Origin of the sequence: Labrenzia sp. THAF187b (assembly GCF_009363375.1) — a bacterium.
In the GTDB taxonomy this organism is placed as follows: domain Bacteria; phylum Pseudomonadota; class Alphaproteobacteria; order Rhizobiales; family Stappiaceae; genus Roseibium; species Roseibium algicola.
Window position 1 is genome coordinate 5,482,166 of the sequence record NZ_CP045344.1, and the last position, 14,614, is coordinate 5,496,779.

Annotated in this window: 18 protein-coding genes; 10 read left to right on the forward strand and 8 right to left on the reverse strand. The window is 59.4% G+C overall.

Features of this window, described 5'->3' with window-relative positions; translation table 11 throughout:
* The first annotated feature begins 18 nt into the window (after positions 1-18).
* The 4 genes from FIV03_RS25195 to FIV03_RS25210 all read left to right on the forward strand — a co-directional run bounded on the left by FIV03_RS25195 (position 19) and on the right by FIV03_RS25210 (position 3,619).
* The gene (locus FIV03_RS25195; RefSeq protein ID WP_152511402.1) at positions 19-1,146 is read left to right on the forward strand and encodes a glycosyltransferase family 4 protein; all 1,128 of its coding nucleotides are present in this window, start codon (positions 19-21) and stop codon (positions 1,144-1,146) included.
* Positions 1,143-2,297, forward strand: a complete 1,155-nt coding sequence (locus FIV03_RS25200) for a glycosyltransferase (protein ID WP_152511403.1) — start codon at positions 1,143-1,145, stop codon at positions 2,295-2,297. The genes FIV03_RS25195 and FIV03_RS25200 overlap by 4 nt, the downstream gene beginning before the upstream one ends.
* Entirely contained in the window at positions 2,294-3,076 is a 783-nt protein-coding gene (locus tag FIV03_RS25205; RefSeq protein ID WP_152511404.1) for a polysaccharide deacetylase family protein, read from the forward strand. Before FIV03_RS25200 ends, FIV03_RS25205 begins: the two co-directional genes overlap by 4 nt.
* Before the next feature lie 237 nt (positions 3,077-3,313).
* On the forward strand, positions 3,314-3,619 hold the full coding sequence (locus FIV03_RS25210) for a DUF3088 domain-containing protein (protein ID WP_152511405.1): 306 nt from the start codon (positions 3,314-3,316) through the stop codon (positions 3,617-3,619).
* A 33-nt stretch (positions 3,620-3,652) separates the two neighbouring features.
* Here FIV03_RS25210 and FIV03_RS25215 read toward each other — a convergent pair whose 3' ends face one another.
* Complete coding sequence (locus FIV03_RS25215; RefSeq protein ID WP_055658752.1) at positions 3,653-4,171, reverse strand: peptide-methionine (S)-S-oxide reductase; 519 nt, start codon at positions 4,169-4,171, stop codon at positions 3,653-3,655.
* Positions 4,172-4,463: 292 nt separating this feature from the next.
* On the opposite strand from FIV03_RS25215, the gene FIV03_RS25220 reads away from it, so the two are divergent.
* A complete protein-coding gene (locus FIV03_RS25220; RefSeq protein WP_152511406.1) occupies positions 4,464-5,012 on the forward strand; it encodes a GNAT family N-acetyltransferase in 549 nt (182 codons plus the stop codon).
* 246 nt (positions 5,013-5,258) lie between these two features.
* Here FIV03_RS25220 and FIV03_RS25225 read toward each other — a convergent pair whose 3' ends face one another.
* The 3 genes from FIV03_RS25225 to FIV03_RS25235 form a co-directional block, all read right to left on the reverse strand.
* Positions 5,259-5,486: a DUF2783 domain-containing protein gene (locus tag FIV03_RS25225; RefSeq protein WP_075282037.1), complete on the reverse strand. Its 228-nt coding sequence runs from the start codon at positions 5,484-5,486 to the stop codon at positions 5,259-5,261.
* A 3-nt stretch (positions 5,487-5,489) separates the two neighbouring features.
* A complete protein-coding gene (locus FIV03_RS25230) occupies positions 5,490-7,100 on the reverse strand; it encodes an FAD-dependent oxidoreductase (protein WP_152511407.1) in 1,611 nt (536 codons plus the stop codon).
* 74 nt (positions 7,101-7,174) lie between these two features.
* Entirely contained in the window at positions 7,175-7,717 is a 543-nt protein-coding gene (locus FIV03_RS25235) for a VOC family protein (protein ID WP_022997798.1), read from the reverse strand.
* Between the two features lie 262 nt (positions 7,718-7,979).
* Between FIV03_RS25235 and nthA the strand changes: the two genes are divergently transcribed.
* From nthA to FIV03_RS25255, 4 genes are read left to right on the forward strand one after another with little or no spacing between them, the layout of a single operon-like run.
* Entirely contained in the window at positions 7,980-8,621 is a 642-nt protein-coding gene (gene nthA, locus FIV03_RS25240) for a nitrile hydratase subunit alpha (protein WP_152511408.1), read from the forward strand.
* Entirely contained in the window at positions 8,618-9,280 is a 663-nt protein-coding gene (nthB, locus tag FIV03_RS25245) for a nitrile hydratase subunit beta (RefSeq protein ID WP_152511409.1), read from the forward strand. The genes nthA and nthB overlap by 4 nt, the downstream gene beginning before the upstream one ends.
* Positions 9,270-9,620: a nitrile hydratase accessory protein gene (locus tag FIV03_RS25250; RefSeq protein ID WP_152512073.1), complete on the forward strand. Its 351-nt coding sequence runs from the start codon at positions 9,270-9,272 to the stop codon at positions 9,618-9,620. The genes nthB and FIV03_RS25250 overlap by 11 nt, the downstream gene beginning before the upstream one ends.
* A 7-nt stretch (positions 9,621-9,627) precedes the next feature.
* Positions 9,628-10,080 (forward strand): isoprenylcysteine carboxylmethyltransferase family protein, encoded by a 453-nt coding sequence (locus tag FIV03_RS25255; RefSeq protein ID WP_152511410.1) that lies wholly within the window; start codon positions 9,628-9,630, stop codon positions 10,078-10,080.
* Between the two features lie 16 nt (positions 10,081-10,096).
* On the opposite strand, the gene FIV03_RS25260 is transcribed toward FIV03_RS25255, so the two are convergent.
* Positions 10,097-10,987, reverse strand: a complete 891-nt coding sequence (locus FIV03_RS25260; RefSeq protein ID WP_062491781.1) for a LysR family transcriptional regulator — start codon at positions 10,985-10,987, stop codon at positions 10,097-10,099.
* Positions 10,988-11,088: 101 nt separating this feature from the next.
* Between FIV03_RS25260 and FIV03_RS25265 the strand changes: the two genes are divergently transcribed.
* Positions 11,089-11,376 (forward strand): DUF1330 domain-containing protein, encoded by a 288-nt coding sequence (locus FIV03_RS25265; protein WP_152511411.1) that lies wholly within the window; start codon positions 11,089-11,091, stop codon positions 11,374-11,376.
* A 177-nt stretch (positions 11,377-11,553) separates the two neighbouring features.
* Here FIV03_RS25265 and FIV03_RS25270 read toward each other — a convergent pair whose 3' ends face one another.
* The 3 genes from FIV03_RS25270 to FIV03_RS25280 all read right to left on the reverse strand — a co-directional run bounded on the left by FIV03_RS25270 (position 11,554) and on the right by FIV03_RS25280 (position 14,410).
* Entirely contained in the window at positions 11,554-12,147 is a 594-nt protein-coding gene (locus FIV03_RS25270; protein WP_022997805.1) for a class I SAM-dependent methyltransferase, read from the reverse strand.
* Between the two features lie 62 nt (positions 12,148-12,209).
* The gene (locus tag FIV03_RS25275) at positions 12,210-13,388 is read right to left on the reverse strand and encodes an ABC transporter permease (protein ID WP_022997806.1); all 1,179 of its coding nucleotides are present in this window, start codon (positions 13,386-13,388) and stop codon (positions 12,210-12,212) included.
* Positions 13,385-14,410: an ABC transporter permease gene (locus FIV03_RS25280; protein WP_031268102.1), complete on the reverse strand. Its 1,026-nt coding sequence runs from the start codon at positions 14,408-14,410 to the stop codon at positions 13,385-13,387. The genes FIV03_RS25275 and FIV03_RS25280 overlap by 4 nt, the downstream gene beginning before the upstream one ends.
* Between the last annotated feature and the right edge of the window lie 204 nt (positions 14,411-14,614).

The following is a 14,614-nucleotide window of genomic DNA, read 5'->3' on the forward strand; positions in this document are numbered from 1 at the left end:
CAGAACGCCAGGAAAACCATGAAAATTGCCTTCACTGCCCCGATGAAACCCCTGGATCATCCGGTCCCTTCCGGTGACCGGACCATGGGAAGGTTGATCGTGAAGGCTCTGGAAAGCCTGGGGCACGAAGTGACGATTGCCAGCCGTTTCAGGTCCTGGTGCAAGGATGGCAGCGACGGCATTCAGTCTGAGGTGCGGAATGAGGCGCTGGCAGAGGCAGACCGGATAAGCGCCGACTGGCAACAATCAGGCTATCGGCCGGATCTTTTCCTGACCTATCATCTCTATCACAAGGCGCCGGACTGGATCGGCCCGGCGCTTGCCGACCGGTTCGACCTTCCCTATGCGATCGTTGAAGCCAGCCGTGCGCCGAAACGGCAGCAGGGCGACTGGGCCTTCGGGTTTGCCGCTGCGGATGAAGCCTTGAAGCGCGCCGATGCCGTTGCCGCCATCCACAACGCTGATGCCGAATGCCTTGCGGCGGTCGTGCCGCATCGTTGCCTGTCGGTCCTCCTGCCGTTTCTGGATGCCGATCCCTTTCTCGCCGCATCGACCACTGCCAAGCCGCTTGCGGCAAGTCCTTTGAAACTGCTCTCCGTGGGCATGATGCGCGAAGGCGACAAGCAGCGCTCTTACGAAGTGCTTGCCGCCGCACTGGGCGAACTTCGGGACCTTCCCTGGCATCTGACGCTCATCGGCGACGGCCCGATGCGCGAGCAGGTTCTTGGGCTGTTTCCGCCTGAACGGATTACCTGGCTCGGCGCCCTTGCCGGTGACGACCTTCCAGCCCAATACGCACGGCACGACCTTTTCGTCTGGCCCGCTATCCGGGAAGCATTTGGTCTCGTGTTTCTGGAAGCACAGGCAGCAGGCGTCGGCGTGATTGCCGGTGACACCTTCGGTGTTCCCGACATTGTCCGTGATGGCGAAACCGGTTTGCTGTCCCCCGAAGGCGATGTATCCGCACTTGCCGCCAACCTCAGCCGCGCCATGCGGGAACCGGCGCTTGTGGACAGGCTTGGCCTGGCAGCCCGCCACCACATCCTTCATTTCCACACGCTTTCGGCAGGCGCTGCCCGGCTGGAAGCACTTGCCGAAAAGGCCATGCGGAACCACTTGAGCCGCCGGGAGACGAAAGACGCATGAGCTTCAAGGCCCTCATACATGTTCAGCATCTGCTCGGGACAGGCCATGTCGTGCGGGCCGCTGCCATCGGCAAGGCACTGGCCACCGAAGGCGTTGAGGTGACACTTGCCAGCGGCAACACCATACCGCCCACACTCGACACCGGATCACTGAAGATCGTCGAACTGCCAGCCTGCAGAAGTCCGGATGCGACCTTCAAGCGCCTTGTGACTTTGGACAATGAAGATATTGACGATGCTTGGAAAATCGCTCGCGTTAAAGCATCGATTCAAGTTCTTGAGGCCGACGACTTCGACCTGCTCCTGACCGAGACCTACCCCTTCGGCCGTCGCCAGCTTGACTTCGAACTGGCCCCTCTTCTGGAAACGGCCAAGGCGAGCAGCAAGGTCCCACTGATTGCCACTTCCATTCGCGACATTCTGGTGCGCAAGAAGCAGCTCTGGAAAGAACGCTGGATGGCCGACCAGGCGCTGAAATTCTACGACCGGACCCTGGTCCATTCCGATCCGGGCTTCATCCGCCTTGCAGACAGTTTCCCCTTTGCCGAGGAGGTCGACCACCTGGTTCGCTACACCGGTTATGTCGGCGGCGATCCACGGCCTGCTGTGGAAGGACCGGATGGCGAGGACGAGGTGATCATTTCCTGCGGTGGCGGCGCCGTTGCCGAAAGCCTGCTGTCGGCGGCGCTGGAAGCCAGACCACTGTCGCGCCGCGCGGAAGACACGCCGTGGCGAGTGCTGATCGGTCACGACATTTCCGACGACGCCTTTGCCATTTACCGGCAAAGCGCGGTGGACGGGGTCATCGTAGAGCGCGCCCGGCGCGACTTTCCGGACCTTTTGAAACGGGCGCGCCTTTCCGTAAGCCAGGCGGGCTACAACACCGTGCTCGATATTCTTCAGGCCGGTGTTCCGGCTGTCTTCGTGCCCTTTGCCCAGATCAACGAGACCGAACAGACACAACGCGCGGAAGCGCTCGCCGGCCATGGACGGGCGATCGTTACGCCGGAAGCAGACCTCACACCAGAGCGGCTTGCCGCTGCCATTGACGATGCGCTGGCTCTTCCGCGCAGCAAGCACACCGTCCGCCTGGGTGGTGCGGAGGAAAGCGCCCGTATCCTGCTTCAAGACCTGAAAGACCGGATGTCATGACCACTGACCCGCAGCGCTTCCGGCAAGAACTTACCGATCATCTCGACTGGTTCGCCGAACGCGGCCGCAAGGTCCGCTTCTGGTGGCGCGACGACGACGCTATCGAACCGACACCAGCCCTTGAACGCATGTTGTCGCTTGCCAACAATCATGACGTCGATGTGGCGTTCGCGGTCATCCCGAAGATGGCGACGAAAGCCCTTGCGGAACGGTTCGTCGATCAACCACATGCGCTGGTTCTGCAACACGGCTGGCAGCACAAGAATTTCCAGCGAAAGGACCTCGGCGAAAAAGCAGCCGAGCTTGGTTCCCGGCGGGATCCTGACGACCTGATGGCCGAGCTCAAGGCAGGTCATGACCGCCTGTGGGAACTCTTTGGCGACAAGTTCGTGAAGGCCATGGTGCCGCCCTGGAACCGGATCGACCCTGAAATCTCCCGCCGCCTGCCCGGTATCGGCCTGTCGGGTCTTTCGACCTTCACCTGGCATAACTTTCCGCGGGCGCATCAACTCCAGTCGCACATCGACATCCTGAAATGGAAAAAGCAGGTGCGCTTCATCGGCTGGGAAAGCGCGCGGCTGCGCTTCGACCTGCAGCTCACCCGCCGGCGCAACACCGGCTCCGAGCCGGTTGGCCTCCTGACGCACCATCTGGTGCATGACGATGGCTGCTTCGAGTTTCTGGAGATCTTTCTGGAGATCGCGGCTCATCATGAAGGTGCGGAATGGCCGGACGTGAAAAACCTCTTTGGCGAGAACGGTTCCTGGCCGTTCGGGTGAGAGCATCTGTCTGAGGCAAGAGGCGCCAGACGAGCACAAACTATGCGTCTCCCCGGCCAGGCAGGCTTAGACCCGGAACTTACTCCCTGCGGTCACGCTGGGTCACCTTTTAAGGGTGATCTACTCCTGCCAGATAGTCTTCCTTACCAGAATGGATCAGGAGCTTGCAGCTTGGGCTGGTCTGCCGCATAGCTGCGCCAGATCCAAATCCGGTGAGTCGACGCAAAGGCCCAAGGCATGAAAGACACGCTCTATATTCTCGCGCCGGGCTTCGAAGACCCCGCCTATCCCGGCAAGACCTTCTATTGCTGGCATTGTGCGCTCATGGAAGGCGTGCTTGCCTCGTTTCCGGAGCTTGCGGACCGGCTTGACGTTCGCCGCATTGCCTGGCCGAAACCGCGCAGGGAAGTGGCCGAACTTCTGGGGGAAGACAATCAGTCCCTGCCTGTGCTGGTGCTCGCCGAAGGCGGCTTCATCAATGACAAGGACGCTATCCTTACCGCCCTCACCGAACGCCACGGCTTTCCGCATCCCCATCCCTGACAGACAAACATCAGACCTGTTTACAGTCTTCGTCTATTCCGCTGCTTCCAGTCGTTCCGGCTTCAGAGCAGCAGCAAATTGTTTGCGCAGGAGGGCAAGCTTCGGGTCGATATAGGTCTTGCAGAACGGGCGTTCCGGCCCCTTGGCATAGTAGTTCCGGAACTGTTCGTCGGAGGCCTTGAACTCGGCAAGCGTCATCACCCGCGTCACAAGCGGTTCGTCAAAGCGCTGCTGCAAGGCGCGCATCAGCCTTCCGACCTTCACACCTGTCCCGGCGTCATAGACGTAAACGGCACTGCGATACTTGCCGCGCATCTTGTGGTGGGAGGTGCTGGAGTGGGTGCGCAGATGGATCTCGAGCAGGACCTCCAGCGGCAGCGCGACCGGATCGAAGGTCACCACCACCGCTTCTGACCAGGCATTTTCTGGCGGATCGGAGCGGATGAAGCCCTGTTCCACCTTCGAAATGCCCGCAATTGCCTGAAAGACGGCCTCCGTGCACCAATGGCACCCGCCGCCCAGCCCGATTTTCACCCCGGCCTCCAATGTCATGATCGATGCTCCCAGTGTGACGTCAGGCATTTCGTTTGCAAAACGGCTTGGGGGAGATTCCCCCAGACGAGATCTTATGCCGACAATTGACAGGCAGCGCACAACATAAGATTGTGAGGCATGATCAATCGCGCGACCCTTCATCTAACCGTGGTGCATATCGTCGTTCCCGCAGGGGACGCGAGGGGATCACTGTTGGCTGAAGACATCTAGCCGGATCGCATCGCAACCCTGCTTCGAGGAGCAGGGTTTGTCAGATGCCTGCTCTCTCGATCCAACGAATGAGAGCAAAATGAGCATATCAGACATCCCCGCGGAATATGCACCGGTCTCCAGGGCAGGTAACTGGCCCGAAGGCCTGATTATACGCGCCGAAAGACCGGACGACGTGGACGGTTTGACCGTCCTGCAAGGTCTGCCGAAGTTCCGGGCGGGTACCTTGCGCCTGCCCTACCCACGGCGCAAGGACATCGAGGCCCGTGTGAACCAGTCCTCACCGGACAAGGTGTCCCTTGTCGGCATTTTGGGCGGGACTCTGGTCGCCGCCGCCGGTTTTGCCCGTTCCGCCGGACGGCGTGGACATGCGGCCAGTCTGGGCATGGGCGTACACGACGATTACACCGGACGCGGGATCGGCCGGGCGATGCTGACAGAGCTGATCGAGATTGCGGACAACTGGATGAACATCCGCCGTCTGGAATTGACCGTCTTCACCGACAATGAAGCCGCCGTCAGGCTCTATCAGACACTTGGTTTCGAAATAGAAGGCACCCACAAGGACTTTGCCTTCCGCTCCGGGTCGTTTGTCGACGCCTATGCGATGGCGCGGCTCAGGGTGTGAGTGAAAGGCGCCAGCTTCTGATCTCTTTCCTTGTCGTCCCGGTTTGCCGCGCAAGCGGCAAGACCGGGCCCCGGTATCCGCGAGACCCGGCTGAAAACCACGGCAGGCGCAGCAGATTACTGGATCCCGGCCTTCGCCGGGATGACGAGTTCCTCATGCCCGACGTTGCAGAAAATCAAGGGTTTTGAAGCCATCCGGACAACAGCCACGGCAATGAGATGCACACGTGCTCCAGCACCTTCTGCCTCAGGCCGCTTCCCTTTTCTCTGCCGCCTTCGGATTGGCCGCAAAGTCGATGGCGGCTTTGAGGACATCCGGATCGCCGATCTGGTTGGCGAGGATAAGGATCAGCCTGGCATTCATGCAGTTTGCTTCCTCGTCACTCATATGGCGCTGACTGGAGACCAGATACTCATAAAAGCCGTCCGGATCGGGAAGGTTTCGTGTCAGGTTCAGCTTCAGATTTAGGGCCATGGTTCATGCGCCTCCCATCGCGGTTTTCAAGGCGGCTTCCACCTTGTTGTCGTTGAAATAGCGCCAGCGAGCGGCAACATGCTGGTCCGGGCGGATCAGGTAGACCGTACCGGGAGCCGCATCGTAACGGGCTGCAAGCGTTCCGTCCTTGTCCTGCAGGTCCTTGCCCACACGCAGGACCTGAGCCTTGACGTTGCCGGCTGACACATCTGTTGCAGCTTCATCGCCAAAGACAAGCAAGGTGAACCCGTCGCCGATCTGGTTGAGGAACCAGGCCGCCTCTCCGTTCACGTTTACAGGTGCGTCGGCGCAACAGGTACCCGGGGACATCTTGCCTGCGAAACTGGATTCGTCGGCCGTGTTGAGCGCGCTTTCAACATAAGGTGTCGGCGCCGACAGACGTCCGGAGTTGACCAGCGGCTTGGCAAAGTCGGTCACCTCCGAAAGATCCAGAACCGCGTCCCGGAACCTGCGAGAGGCCTCGTTTTTCGGTGTGATGAAATCGGTGGACCTGGTCGAGTTCAGCAGGTTGTCGTCCGCCGCGAAGGCTCGCTCCGTGTGGTAGCTGTCGATGAGGCTTTCCGGGGCGTCTCCGTCCAGCACCAGTTTCAGCTTCCAGCCCAGATTGTCGATGTCCTGCACCCCTGTGTTGGCGCCGCGTGCGCCGAAGGGTGAAACCTGATGGGCAGCATCACCCGCGAACAGTACCCGGCCATAACGGAAGTTATCGATCCGCCGGCAGGCGAACTGGTAGACGGAGGCCCATTCCAGCTCGAACTCCTTGTCCTCTCCCAGCATCGCCTTGACGCGCGGAATGATGTTTTCCGGCTTTTTCTCCTCTTCCGGATCGGCCTCCCAGCCAAGCTGAAAATCCAGCCGCCAGACATCGTCGCACTGCTTGTGCAGAAGAGCAGACTGCCCCCGGTGGAACGGCGGGTCGAACCAGAACCAGCGCTCGGTCGGAAAATCGGCCTTCATGATGATGTCGGCGATCAGGAACCGATCCTGAAAGAACTGGCCGGAAAAGCCTGCCCCGACCATCTTGCGGGTATCGGAGTTGGCGCCATCGCAGGCAACCACCCAGTCTGCTTCCATCTTGAAGACGCCGTCAGGCGTTTCGACGGTCAGCACGACATGATCGTCCCCCTGCTGCAAGTTCAGGAGCTTGTGCTTCCAGCGCAAGTCGATGAGGTTCGATTTCTGAGCCTCGTCGACCATGTATTCCTCCAGATAATATTGCTGGAGGTTGATGAAGGCCGGGATCTTGTGGCCGTCTTCCGGCAGAAGGTCGAATGTGTAGGCAAGGTCGTCGCGAAAGAAGACCTTGCCGATCTTCCATTCGATACCCTTGTCGATCATGCGCGTGGCGCAGCCGAGCCTGTCCCAGATCTCCAGCGGGCGTTTGGCGTAACAGACCGCGCGCGAACCGATGGAAACGGTGTTGTTGTCATCCAGAACAACGGTGGGGATGCCCCGCTGGGTGAAATCAAGCGCAGCCGTCAGTCCGATCGGCCCAGCTCCGATCACCACCACCTTGTGGCGCTTGACCGTACCTGTCTGCTGCTCCTCCGACTGACGATAACTGTATTGCGGATATTGATAGGTCTGAAACATCGGGCTTTCCTCCCAGATCCGCCAAGGCGGCATCAATCGAACGGCATTTGCCGCACTGGCGGCATGTGTCTTGCTCACACATCGGCCAGCTCTTTGGCGTGCAGCCATTCAGCGTGTTTCGGTGCCCTTTTGGTCTTCGACCATTCTTCCAGCATCTGCCACTTCACCTCGTCCAGACGAGCCAGAAGCTGGTCTTCTTCGGGATCCGGGCAAGCCAGTTCGACACGATGACCGTTGGGGTCGAAGAAATAGATGGAGTGGAAGATAGAGTGGTCGGTCACGCCCAGAACCTCGACACCGTTCTTTTCCAGGTGGTCCTTGAACGCAATCAGCTCGTCCCGATCCTTCACCTTGAAGGCGATATGCTGCACCCAGCGTGGCGTATTCGGGTCAAACCCCATTTCGGGTTTGGTCGGCAGTTCGAAGAACGCCAGGACGTTGCCGTTTCCGGCATCCAGGAAGACGTGCATGTAGGGATCGGGATCGTGGGTAGAGGGCACATGATCTTCGGCGATCGCCAGAACAAAATCCATGTTCAGCATCTTGCCGTACCATTCCACGGTTTCCTTGGCGTCCTTGCAACGATAGGCGACGTGATGCATCTGCTCGATCTTCATGGGACCGCTCCTCCAAATTAGTTACATATGTAACCATATAGCTCCGCAGCCTATCCGCCTTGACCTAAGTCAAATTGGTTACATTCGTAACTAATTTGAAGGCCAAGCCACGCAACACCGTCATCCCGGACAAATGCGACCAGGTCGAACACCGATCCGGGATGACAAACCCTCCTCAAAATCAGGCGACCAACCTCGTGTTGGAATTGACAGGCCATGACCCGCGTTCTCATATGAGGTACCTGCCAGCGAGGAGCTTTCCATGTCCGCTCACGAGCACGATCATTCCCACGATCACGACCATTCCGAATTGAGCGAAATAGAGCTGCGTGTACGCGCTTTGGAAACGCTGCTGACGGAAAAGGGATATATCGATCCCCCTGCCCTGGACGAGTTGATCGAGACTTACGAAACCAGGATCGGACCCAAGAACGGTGCCCGCGTTGTTGCGCGGGCCTGGGCGGATGCGGACTACCGGGACCGGCTCCTGCAAGACGCGACCTCAGCGATTGCCGAGTTCGGTTTCACTGGCCGTCAGGGCGAACACATGGTGGCGGTCGAGAATACCGACCAGACCCACAACATGGTCGTCTGTACACTGTGCTCCTGTTATCCTTGGACTGTGCTGGGCTTGCCGCCTGTCTGGTACAAGTCCGCTCCCTATCGGTCCCGCGCCGTGCGCGACCCGCGAGGTGTTCTGGATGAATTTGGCGTAAAGCTGCCAGATGCCACCGAAGTCCGCGTCTGGGATTCGACCGCTGAAATCCGCTATCTGGTGATCCCCAAACGCCCTGCGGGAACAGACGGATGGAGCGAGGAACGCCTGGCGGATCTCGTCACCCGCAACAGCATGATCGGTACCGGACTTGCGCTCGATCCTTCCGAACTGGAGGATGCGGCATGAACGGCGCCCAAGATCTTGGCGGACAGATGGGCTTTGGTCCCATCGAACTGGAAGAAAACGAACCCAACTTCCATGCCAAATGGGAAGAACGCGCGTTTGCAGTAACGCTAGCCATGGGCGCAACCGGTTCCTGGACGCTTGATGCCTCGCGCTTTGCCCGCGAATCCTTGCCGCAAGTTACCTACCTGACCTCCAGCTATTACGAGATCTGGACCAGGGGCCTAGAAAAACTTGTGCTGGCCAACGGCCTCGTTACGGAAGAGGAACTGAAACAAGGCCGGAAACTTGAAGCCGCGAAGCCGGTCAAGCGCGTGCTCGCGGCAGAGGCTGTTGCCGGAGTTCTGGCCAAGGGTGCACCGGTCGACCGAGAAGAATATCAGCCCGCCCGTTTCCGCGTCGGTGACAAGGTCCATACGCGGCGCATGAACCCCGAACACCACACCCGCCTTCCCCGCTATGCCCGCGATGCTGTCGGCACGATCGAGGCCATTCACGGCGTTCATGTGTTTCCGGATACCAATGCGCACGGCGAAGGCGAACAGCCGACCTGGCTTTATGGTGTCCTCTTCAAGGGGACCGATATCTGGGGGCCTGACAGCGATCCCAAGCTTTCCCTGCGTATCGATCTCTGGGAGCCTTATCTTGACCTTGCCCGATAAGTTTCTCGAAACGCCGCGCCTGCCGCTGGATGAAGACGGCGGGCCGGTGTTCGGCGCTCCCTGGGAAGCCAGGGTTTTCGCCATGACGGTGAAGGCCCATGAAGCCGGAGTGTTTACCTGGGGCGAATGGGCTGAGGCTCTGGGCGCCGAGCTTGCCAAGGACGGCGACGGAAGCGGCGAGACCGAAGGCTACTACGACCGTTGGCTGGCGGCCTTCGAAGGTCTGCTCACAGCCAAGAACGTTGCCGCCGCCGGACAACTTGCAGACCTGCGCAAGGCCTGGGACGACGCGGCCAGGGCCACCCCGCACGGCGCACCAATCGTTCTTCAGAGGTCCTGAGGTGACAATGCGCCTGTTGCTTCCGCCTCCGGTCGTCGTCGGCATCGGACTGCTTCTGCTGTATGCCAGCGCCAGGCTGTTTCCGGCGCTCAACCTCACCTTTTCAGGTCAGACTTCGATCGCCGCGGTGTTCCTCATTGCCGGACTGGCAATTGGCGGACACGCGCTTTTTCGCTTTGTCATGGCGGGAACGACCTTCAACCCCATAACGCCGGATAAAGCCAGAACTCTGGTGACCCATGGTTTCTACAGGGTGTCGCGCAACCCGATGTATGTCGCCGACGTTCTGCTGCTGCTGGCATTCGGCACCTACCTCGGCACGGTGACGGTTTTCGCCGTCGTTCCGGCTTTTGTCTGGTACCTGACCGAATTCCAGATCAGGCCTGAAGAAGAGCATCTGAGGCGCCTGTTCGGTCAGGAGTATCTCGACTATTGCGCGCGCGTTCGCCGCTGGCTCTGACCGCTGGCAACGTCACTCAATTCCCGAGGTAGAGACTGCTCTTTTCCTTGAAGGCGTCGGCCGCAAAGCGAAGAAAGGTTCGTACCCTGGCGACGTTCTTCAGGTCCGGATGGGTCAGGATCCAGATATCGAAGTAACGGCTAGGCTCGACACCCGGCAGGCGGATCAAGTCGGGATCAGGATCCCCCAGAAAGCAGGGCAAACGGCCGATGCCCATGCCGGCCCGTACGGCCGCATGCATCGTGATCATGTCGTCGGTGACCGTTGCCACCTCGCCATTGGGGTACCGATCGCGCATTTCCTTCGGAACCTTGTTGCCCCACCATTTGAAGGCGATGAAAGGCACCGCCTGCGATGTGACCGTTTCGAGCGCCGCTTCCCGGTATCGGCGGGCAAAGTCTCTCGACACGTAGAAACAGCGGTTCTGGCCTGTGGCAAGACGGCCAAACAGGCTTTCATCGGGCTTGTCGGTGACACGCACCGCGATATCGGCCTCGCGCCGGTGCAGGCTCAGAATTTCGTTGGCCGCGTTCATGGTGACGTCGATGCCCGGGTGGCGCTCCTTGAAGCGCGCGACAATCTCGGCCAGTTGCACCTGGAAAACAAGCTGTGCTGCCGTGACGCGCAGCGGGCCTTCGAGTTCATCGTCCTTGGCGGCAATGCGCATGTCCAGCGCAAGCACTTCCAATTCCATCCGGCGGGCGGCTTCAACCGCCTCTTCGCCGGCGGTGGTCGGCGTGAACCCTTCCGGCAGACGGTCGAACAGACGTGCGCCGATTTCCTCTTCCAGCGCAGACAGCCGCCGTGACACTGTAGAATGCGTCACACCAAGGCTACGGGCGGCCTTTGTCAGGCTGCCGGCATTGGCAATGGCGAGCACGAATTTCAGATCATCCCAGCTATACATGGCACGTGCATTTTTGCACAGTTCGATTACGAATTTGAAGAATTTTTCGCATTCGGGCTCTGCGATAGATTTCTGGCATCTCAAGCAAAGGAGACCAAGAGATGTCCATTCAAGCGATTGCCATGATCACGGTGACGGATCGCGAAGCGCTCAGCGCCTATCGTGAAAAAGCTGCAGACGCTCTCGCCCGCCATGGCGGCAGCGTCATCGCCGCGGATCCCGAACCTCTGGTTCTGGAAGCGGCTATCGATGCGCCGAACATGGTTGCCCTGCTGTCCTTCCCCACGCCCGATGCCGCCAAGGCCTGGCATCGCGACCCGGACCTTGCCGATGTGCATGCGCTTCGGAACAAGGGCGGCAAGTCGACGATTGTCGTGCTTCCGGGTTGATCACCTGTCACTTGGCAAATCGTCCTCCCGAGGAGGAACGTCAGGTGCACTCCGGGAACGGCGGTGCCGCTGCCTGAGCACGCCGCCCCCTGGAATCAAAACAGTCCTGCTTCCTCAGACCGAGGAAGCAGGACTGTGTTCGCCAAATTGAATGCTGATTTTCGGGCTCTCCGGCGCTTATCGCACCGGCTTCACCAGCCGCATGCGCCAGGTGACGCCTTTCTTGTCGGAGACGAGACGATAGTCATCCAGCACTTCCCACTTACTGGTATCGTCGGTTGCTTCCCAGAGCTTGTTGATCAGCTTGTTTGCACCTGATTCCGGTTTTTTCGGTGAATACATCGACAGCGCGATGACACCGTTTTCCTTTAGGAACGGGACGTAGCGGGCAACGACGGCAGCTGGGTCATCCGCAAAGTGAAGAACCTCGTTGAAGACAATGGCTGAGAACGTTTCGCCTTCCTGAGCTTCGAAAGTGTGCATGTCGCCTGCCCGCAGGCTGGCGATGGCCGGGTCGACATTGGCGATCTGCAGGGACGCCGGGGAAAGATCCATGCCGACATAGCGCTTGACGCCCATGGGCTGCAAACGCTCGTAGAGCAGGCCTTCGCCGCAGCCGATATCGAGAACGTCGTCCATGGAGCCGGTCAGGCTCAGCCACATGCCGATAATGCCGTATCGGCCGCTTTCAGGCAGCGAGCGCAGGAAGGCCCAGCGACCGGCTTCATATTCCTCGTCCCAGCCAGCGGCGGTGGTGGCATTCTTCGACATTGTGACTTCCTAACAGCAAGACGGGCCAGAACGGCCCGCCGGTTCTTCAGATTTCAGATGCATCACTTATAGGGATCTGCCGCGTCGCGCAAACCATCGCCAAGGAAATTGAACGCCAGGACGACAATGATGATCGGCAGCACCGGAGCCATCAGCCAGGGATAGACGGTCACCACCGAAATGTTCTGCGCTTCGTTCAAGAGAACACCCCAGGAAACCGCCGGCCGACGCAGACCGAGGTTAAGATAGGACAGCGCAGTCTCACCCAGGATCATGGACGGGATCGACAGCGTCGCCGACGCGATGATGTGGCTTGTGAAGCCTGGCAGCAGATGTCGCGTGATCACGCGCTTCGGCTTGGCCCCCATCAGGACCGCCGCCTTGGCGTATTCCTCTTCACGCAGGGACAGCAGCTTCGACCTGACGGCACGCGCTAGCCCGGGCCAATCCAGCAGACCAAGGATGATCGTCAGGCCGAAATAGATCCAGACGGGGCTCCAGGTAACAGGCAGTGCCGCGGAGAGTGCCATCCACAGAGGCAGTTCGGGAAGTGAGCGCAGGATCTCGATCGCGCGCTGGATCAGACTGTCGATCCAGCCGCCGAAATAGCCGGCTATCCCACCGAAGAAGAGCCCGAGAACGATTGAGATCACGACGCCGATCAGACCGACAGTGAGTGACAGCCTGGCCCCGTAGACCAGGCCCGAGAACTGATCGCGGCCAAGTCGGTCCGTCCCGAACAGGAACATCGTGCCGCCTTCCGCCGGACACACAAGGTGGAAGGAAGCGTCCCAGAGCCCCCAGAACTTGTATTTTGCGCCGCTGCAGAAGAAGCGGAGCGGCTGGACATTGTTCGGATCGTCCTTGAACACCCATTGCAGGGTTTCCATGTCGATTTCCGAGGTCATGCCGTAGACGAACGGACCGACAAGCTTGCCTTCGTGAAACAAGTGGATCGGTTGCGGCGGAGCATAAAGATGCATGCTGTCGCGGCTGTTGGCGCCATAGGGCGCAATTACTTCGGCAAAGGGAACGCACAGGTAGAACAGGATCAGGACCACGCCTGACCAGACCGCTATTTTGTGGCGCTTGAATTTCCACCACATGATCTTCCATTGGGAAGCCTGGTAGAAGCGCTCCTGCTCGGCGGTCATCTCCTCGGTGACAGCCGGGTTGAACGGCGTCGGATCGACGTAATGCTCGACTTCGCGCGTGGGCGTGTTCTTCACGTCCATGGTCATGACGAGGCCCTCCCGCCAAGACGAATGCGCGGATCGAGAACCGCCAGCAGCAGATCGGAGATCAGCATGCCGATCAGCGTCAACATGGCAACGAACAGCAGAATGAACCCTGACAGGAACTGGTCCTGCGATTGTAACGCGGACACAAGAACCGGGCCGACTGTCGGAAGGCTCATCACCACCGAAACGATCACCGAGCCAGAAACAAGCGACGGGATCAGGTTGCCGATGTCGGCGATGAACGGGTTGATGGCCATGCGCAGGGGATACTTGACCAGCAGGTGGTTTTCTTTCAGCCCCTTCGCCCGGCCCGTGGTGACATATTGCTTGTGAAGCTCGTCAAGCAGGTTGGCGCGCAAGCGCCGGATCATGGCTGCCGTGCCGGAGGTCCCGATCACGATGGTCGGGACGATCAGATGCGCCAACACCGACATCGCCTTGTCGAAGCTCCAGGGCTGATCGATGTACTGAGGATCCATCAGGCCACCGACGGACAGGCCGAACCAGCGATTGAAGAAATAGAGCAGAATGAGCGCAAGCAGAAAGTTGGGGGTGGCAAGACCGATATAGCCCAGGAAAGTGAACCCGTAGTCCCCCCAGGAATACTGGCGCGTTGCAGAGAAAATACCGATGGGGAATGACACCACGTAGACGAACAGGATCGTCGCGAAGTTCAGGACCACGGTCAAGGGAAGTGTCGGTCCTATGACCTGCTCCACCGGCTTGTCGAATTCGAACGACCAGCCCCAGTTGCCCTGGATCAACCCGTCGAAACCGTGAGGCCCCGGCCAGAGGCCGACCCAGATGAGGTAGCGCTCCATGAAGGGACGATCGAGAGAGAATTCCTTTCGCAGGAACTCGAGCTTGGCAACCGAGGAACTTTCACCGGAGGACTTCAGGGCAGCAATCTGGTTGGAAATGTAATCACCGGACGGCAACTCGATGATGAAGAAAGTCAGCAGACTGATCACCAGCAAGGTGGGACCCATCATCAAAATACGTCGGACAATGTAATAGAGCACCTAAACTCCCCTCAGCCCCGGCACTTTGCGCAAATCAGGCTCTGATTTCTGCACTTAAAGTCAAATTCGGTTTCGATAGTATGACGTTTTTCAACCAAGAGTCAGTCCCCGGAAAAACGTCTGGCGGAACGGGCCGGATCAAGTCAGCCCGTCGCCTTTAAAGCGTTCGGTTCGGATAATCTTCCGAACCGAACGATATCCCTG

Bases quoted from the DNA above. Each gene is read 5' to 3' on its own strand.
- FIV03_RS25215 (WP_055658752.1), bottom strand. From the start codon at position 4,171: ATGACATTGGAGGCCGGGGTGAAAATCGGGCTGGGCGGCGGGTGCCAT.
- FIV03_RS25200 (WP_152511403.1), top strand. From the start codon at position 1,143: ATGAGCTTCAAGGCCCTCATACATGTTCAGCATCTGCTCGGGACAGGC.
- FIV03_RS25235 (WP_022997798.1), bottom strand. From the start codon at position 7,717: ATGAAGATCGAGCAGATGCATCACGTCGCCTATCGTTGCAAGGACGCC.
- FIV03_RS25255 (WP_152511410.1), top strand. From the start codon at position 9,628: ATGCGCCTGTTGCTTCCGCCTCCGGTCGTCGTCGGCATCGGACTGCTT.
- FIV03_RS25265 (WP_152511411.1), top strand. From the start codon at position 11,089: ATGTCCATTCAAGCGATTGCCATGATCACGGTGACGGATCGCGAAGCG.
- FIV03_RS25210 (WP_152511405.1), top strand. From the start codon at position 3,314: ATGAAAGACACGCTCTATATTCTCGCGCCGGGCTTCGAAGACCCCGCC.
- FIV03_RS25195 (WP_152511402.1), top strand. From the start codon at position 19: ATGAAAATTGCCTTCACTGCCCCGATGAAACCCCTGGATCATCCGGTC.
- FIV03_RS25220 (WP_152511406.1), top strand. From the start codon at position 4,464: ATGAGCATATCAGACATCCCCGCGGAATATGCACCGGTCTCCAGGGCA.
- FIV03_RS25270 (WP_022997805.1), bottom strand. From the start codon at position 12,147: ATGTCGAAGAATGCCACCACCGCCGCTGGCTGGGACGAGGAATATGAA.
- nthB (WP_152511409.1), top strand. From the start codon at position 8,618: ATGAACGGCGCCCAAGATCTTGGCGGACAGATGGGCTTTGGTCCCATC.
- FIV03_RS25225 (WP_075282037.1), bottom strand. From the start codon at position 5,486: ATGGCCCTAAATCTGAAGCTGAACCTGACACGAAACCTTCCCGATCCG.
- FIV03_RS25260 (WP_062491781.1), bottom strand. From the start codon at position 10,987: ATGTATAGCTGGGATGATCTGAAATTCGTGCTCGCCATTGCCAATGCC.
- FIV03_RS25230 (WP_152511407.1), bottom strand. From the start codon at position 7,100: ATGTTTCAGACCTATCAATATCCGCAATACAGTTATCGTCAGTCGGAG.
- nthA (WP_152511408.1), top strand. From the start codon at position 7,980: ATGTCCGCTCACGAGCACGATCATTCCCACGATCACGACCATTCCGAA.
- FIV03_RS25275 (WP_022997806.1), bottom strand. From the start codon at position 13,388: ATGACCATGGACGTGAAGAACACGCCCACGCGCGAAGTCGAGCATTAC.
- FIV03_RS25205 (WP_152511404.1), top strand. From the start codon at position 2,294: ATGACCACTGACCCGCAGCGCTTCCGGCAAGAACTTACCGATCATCTC.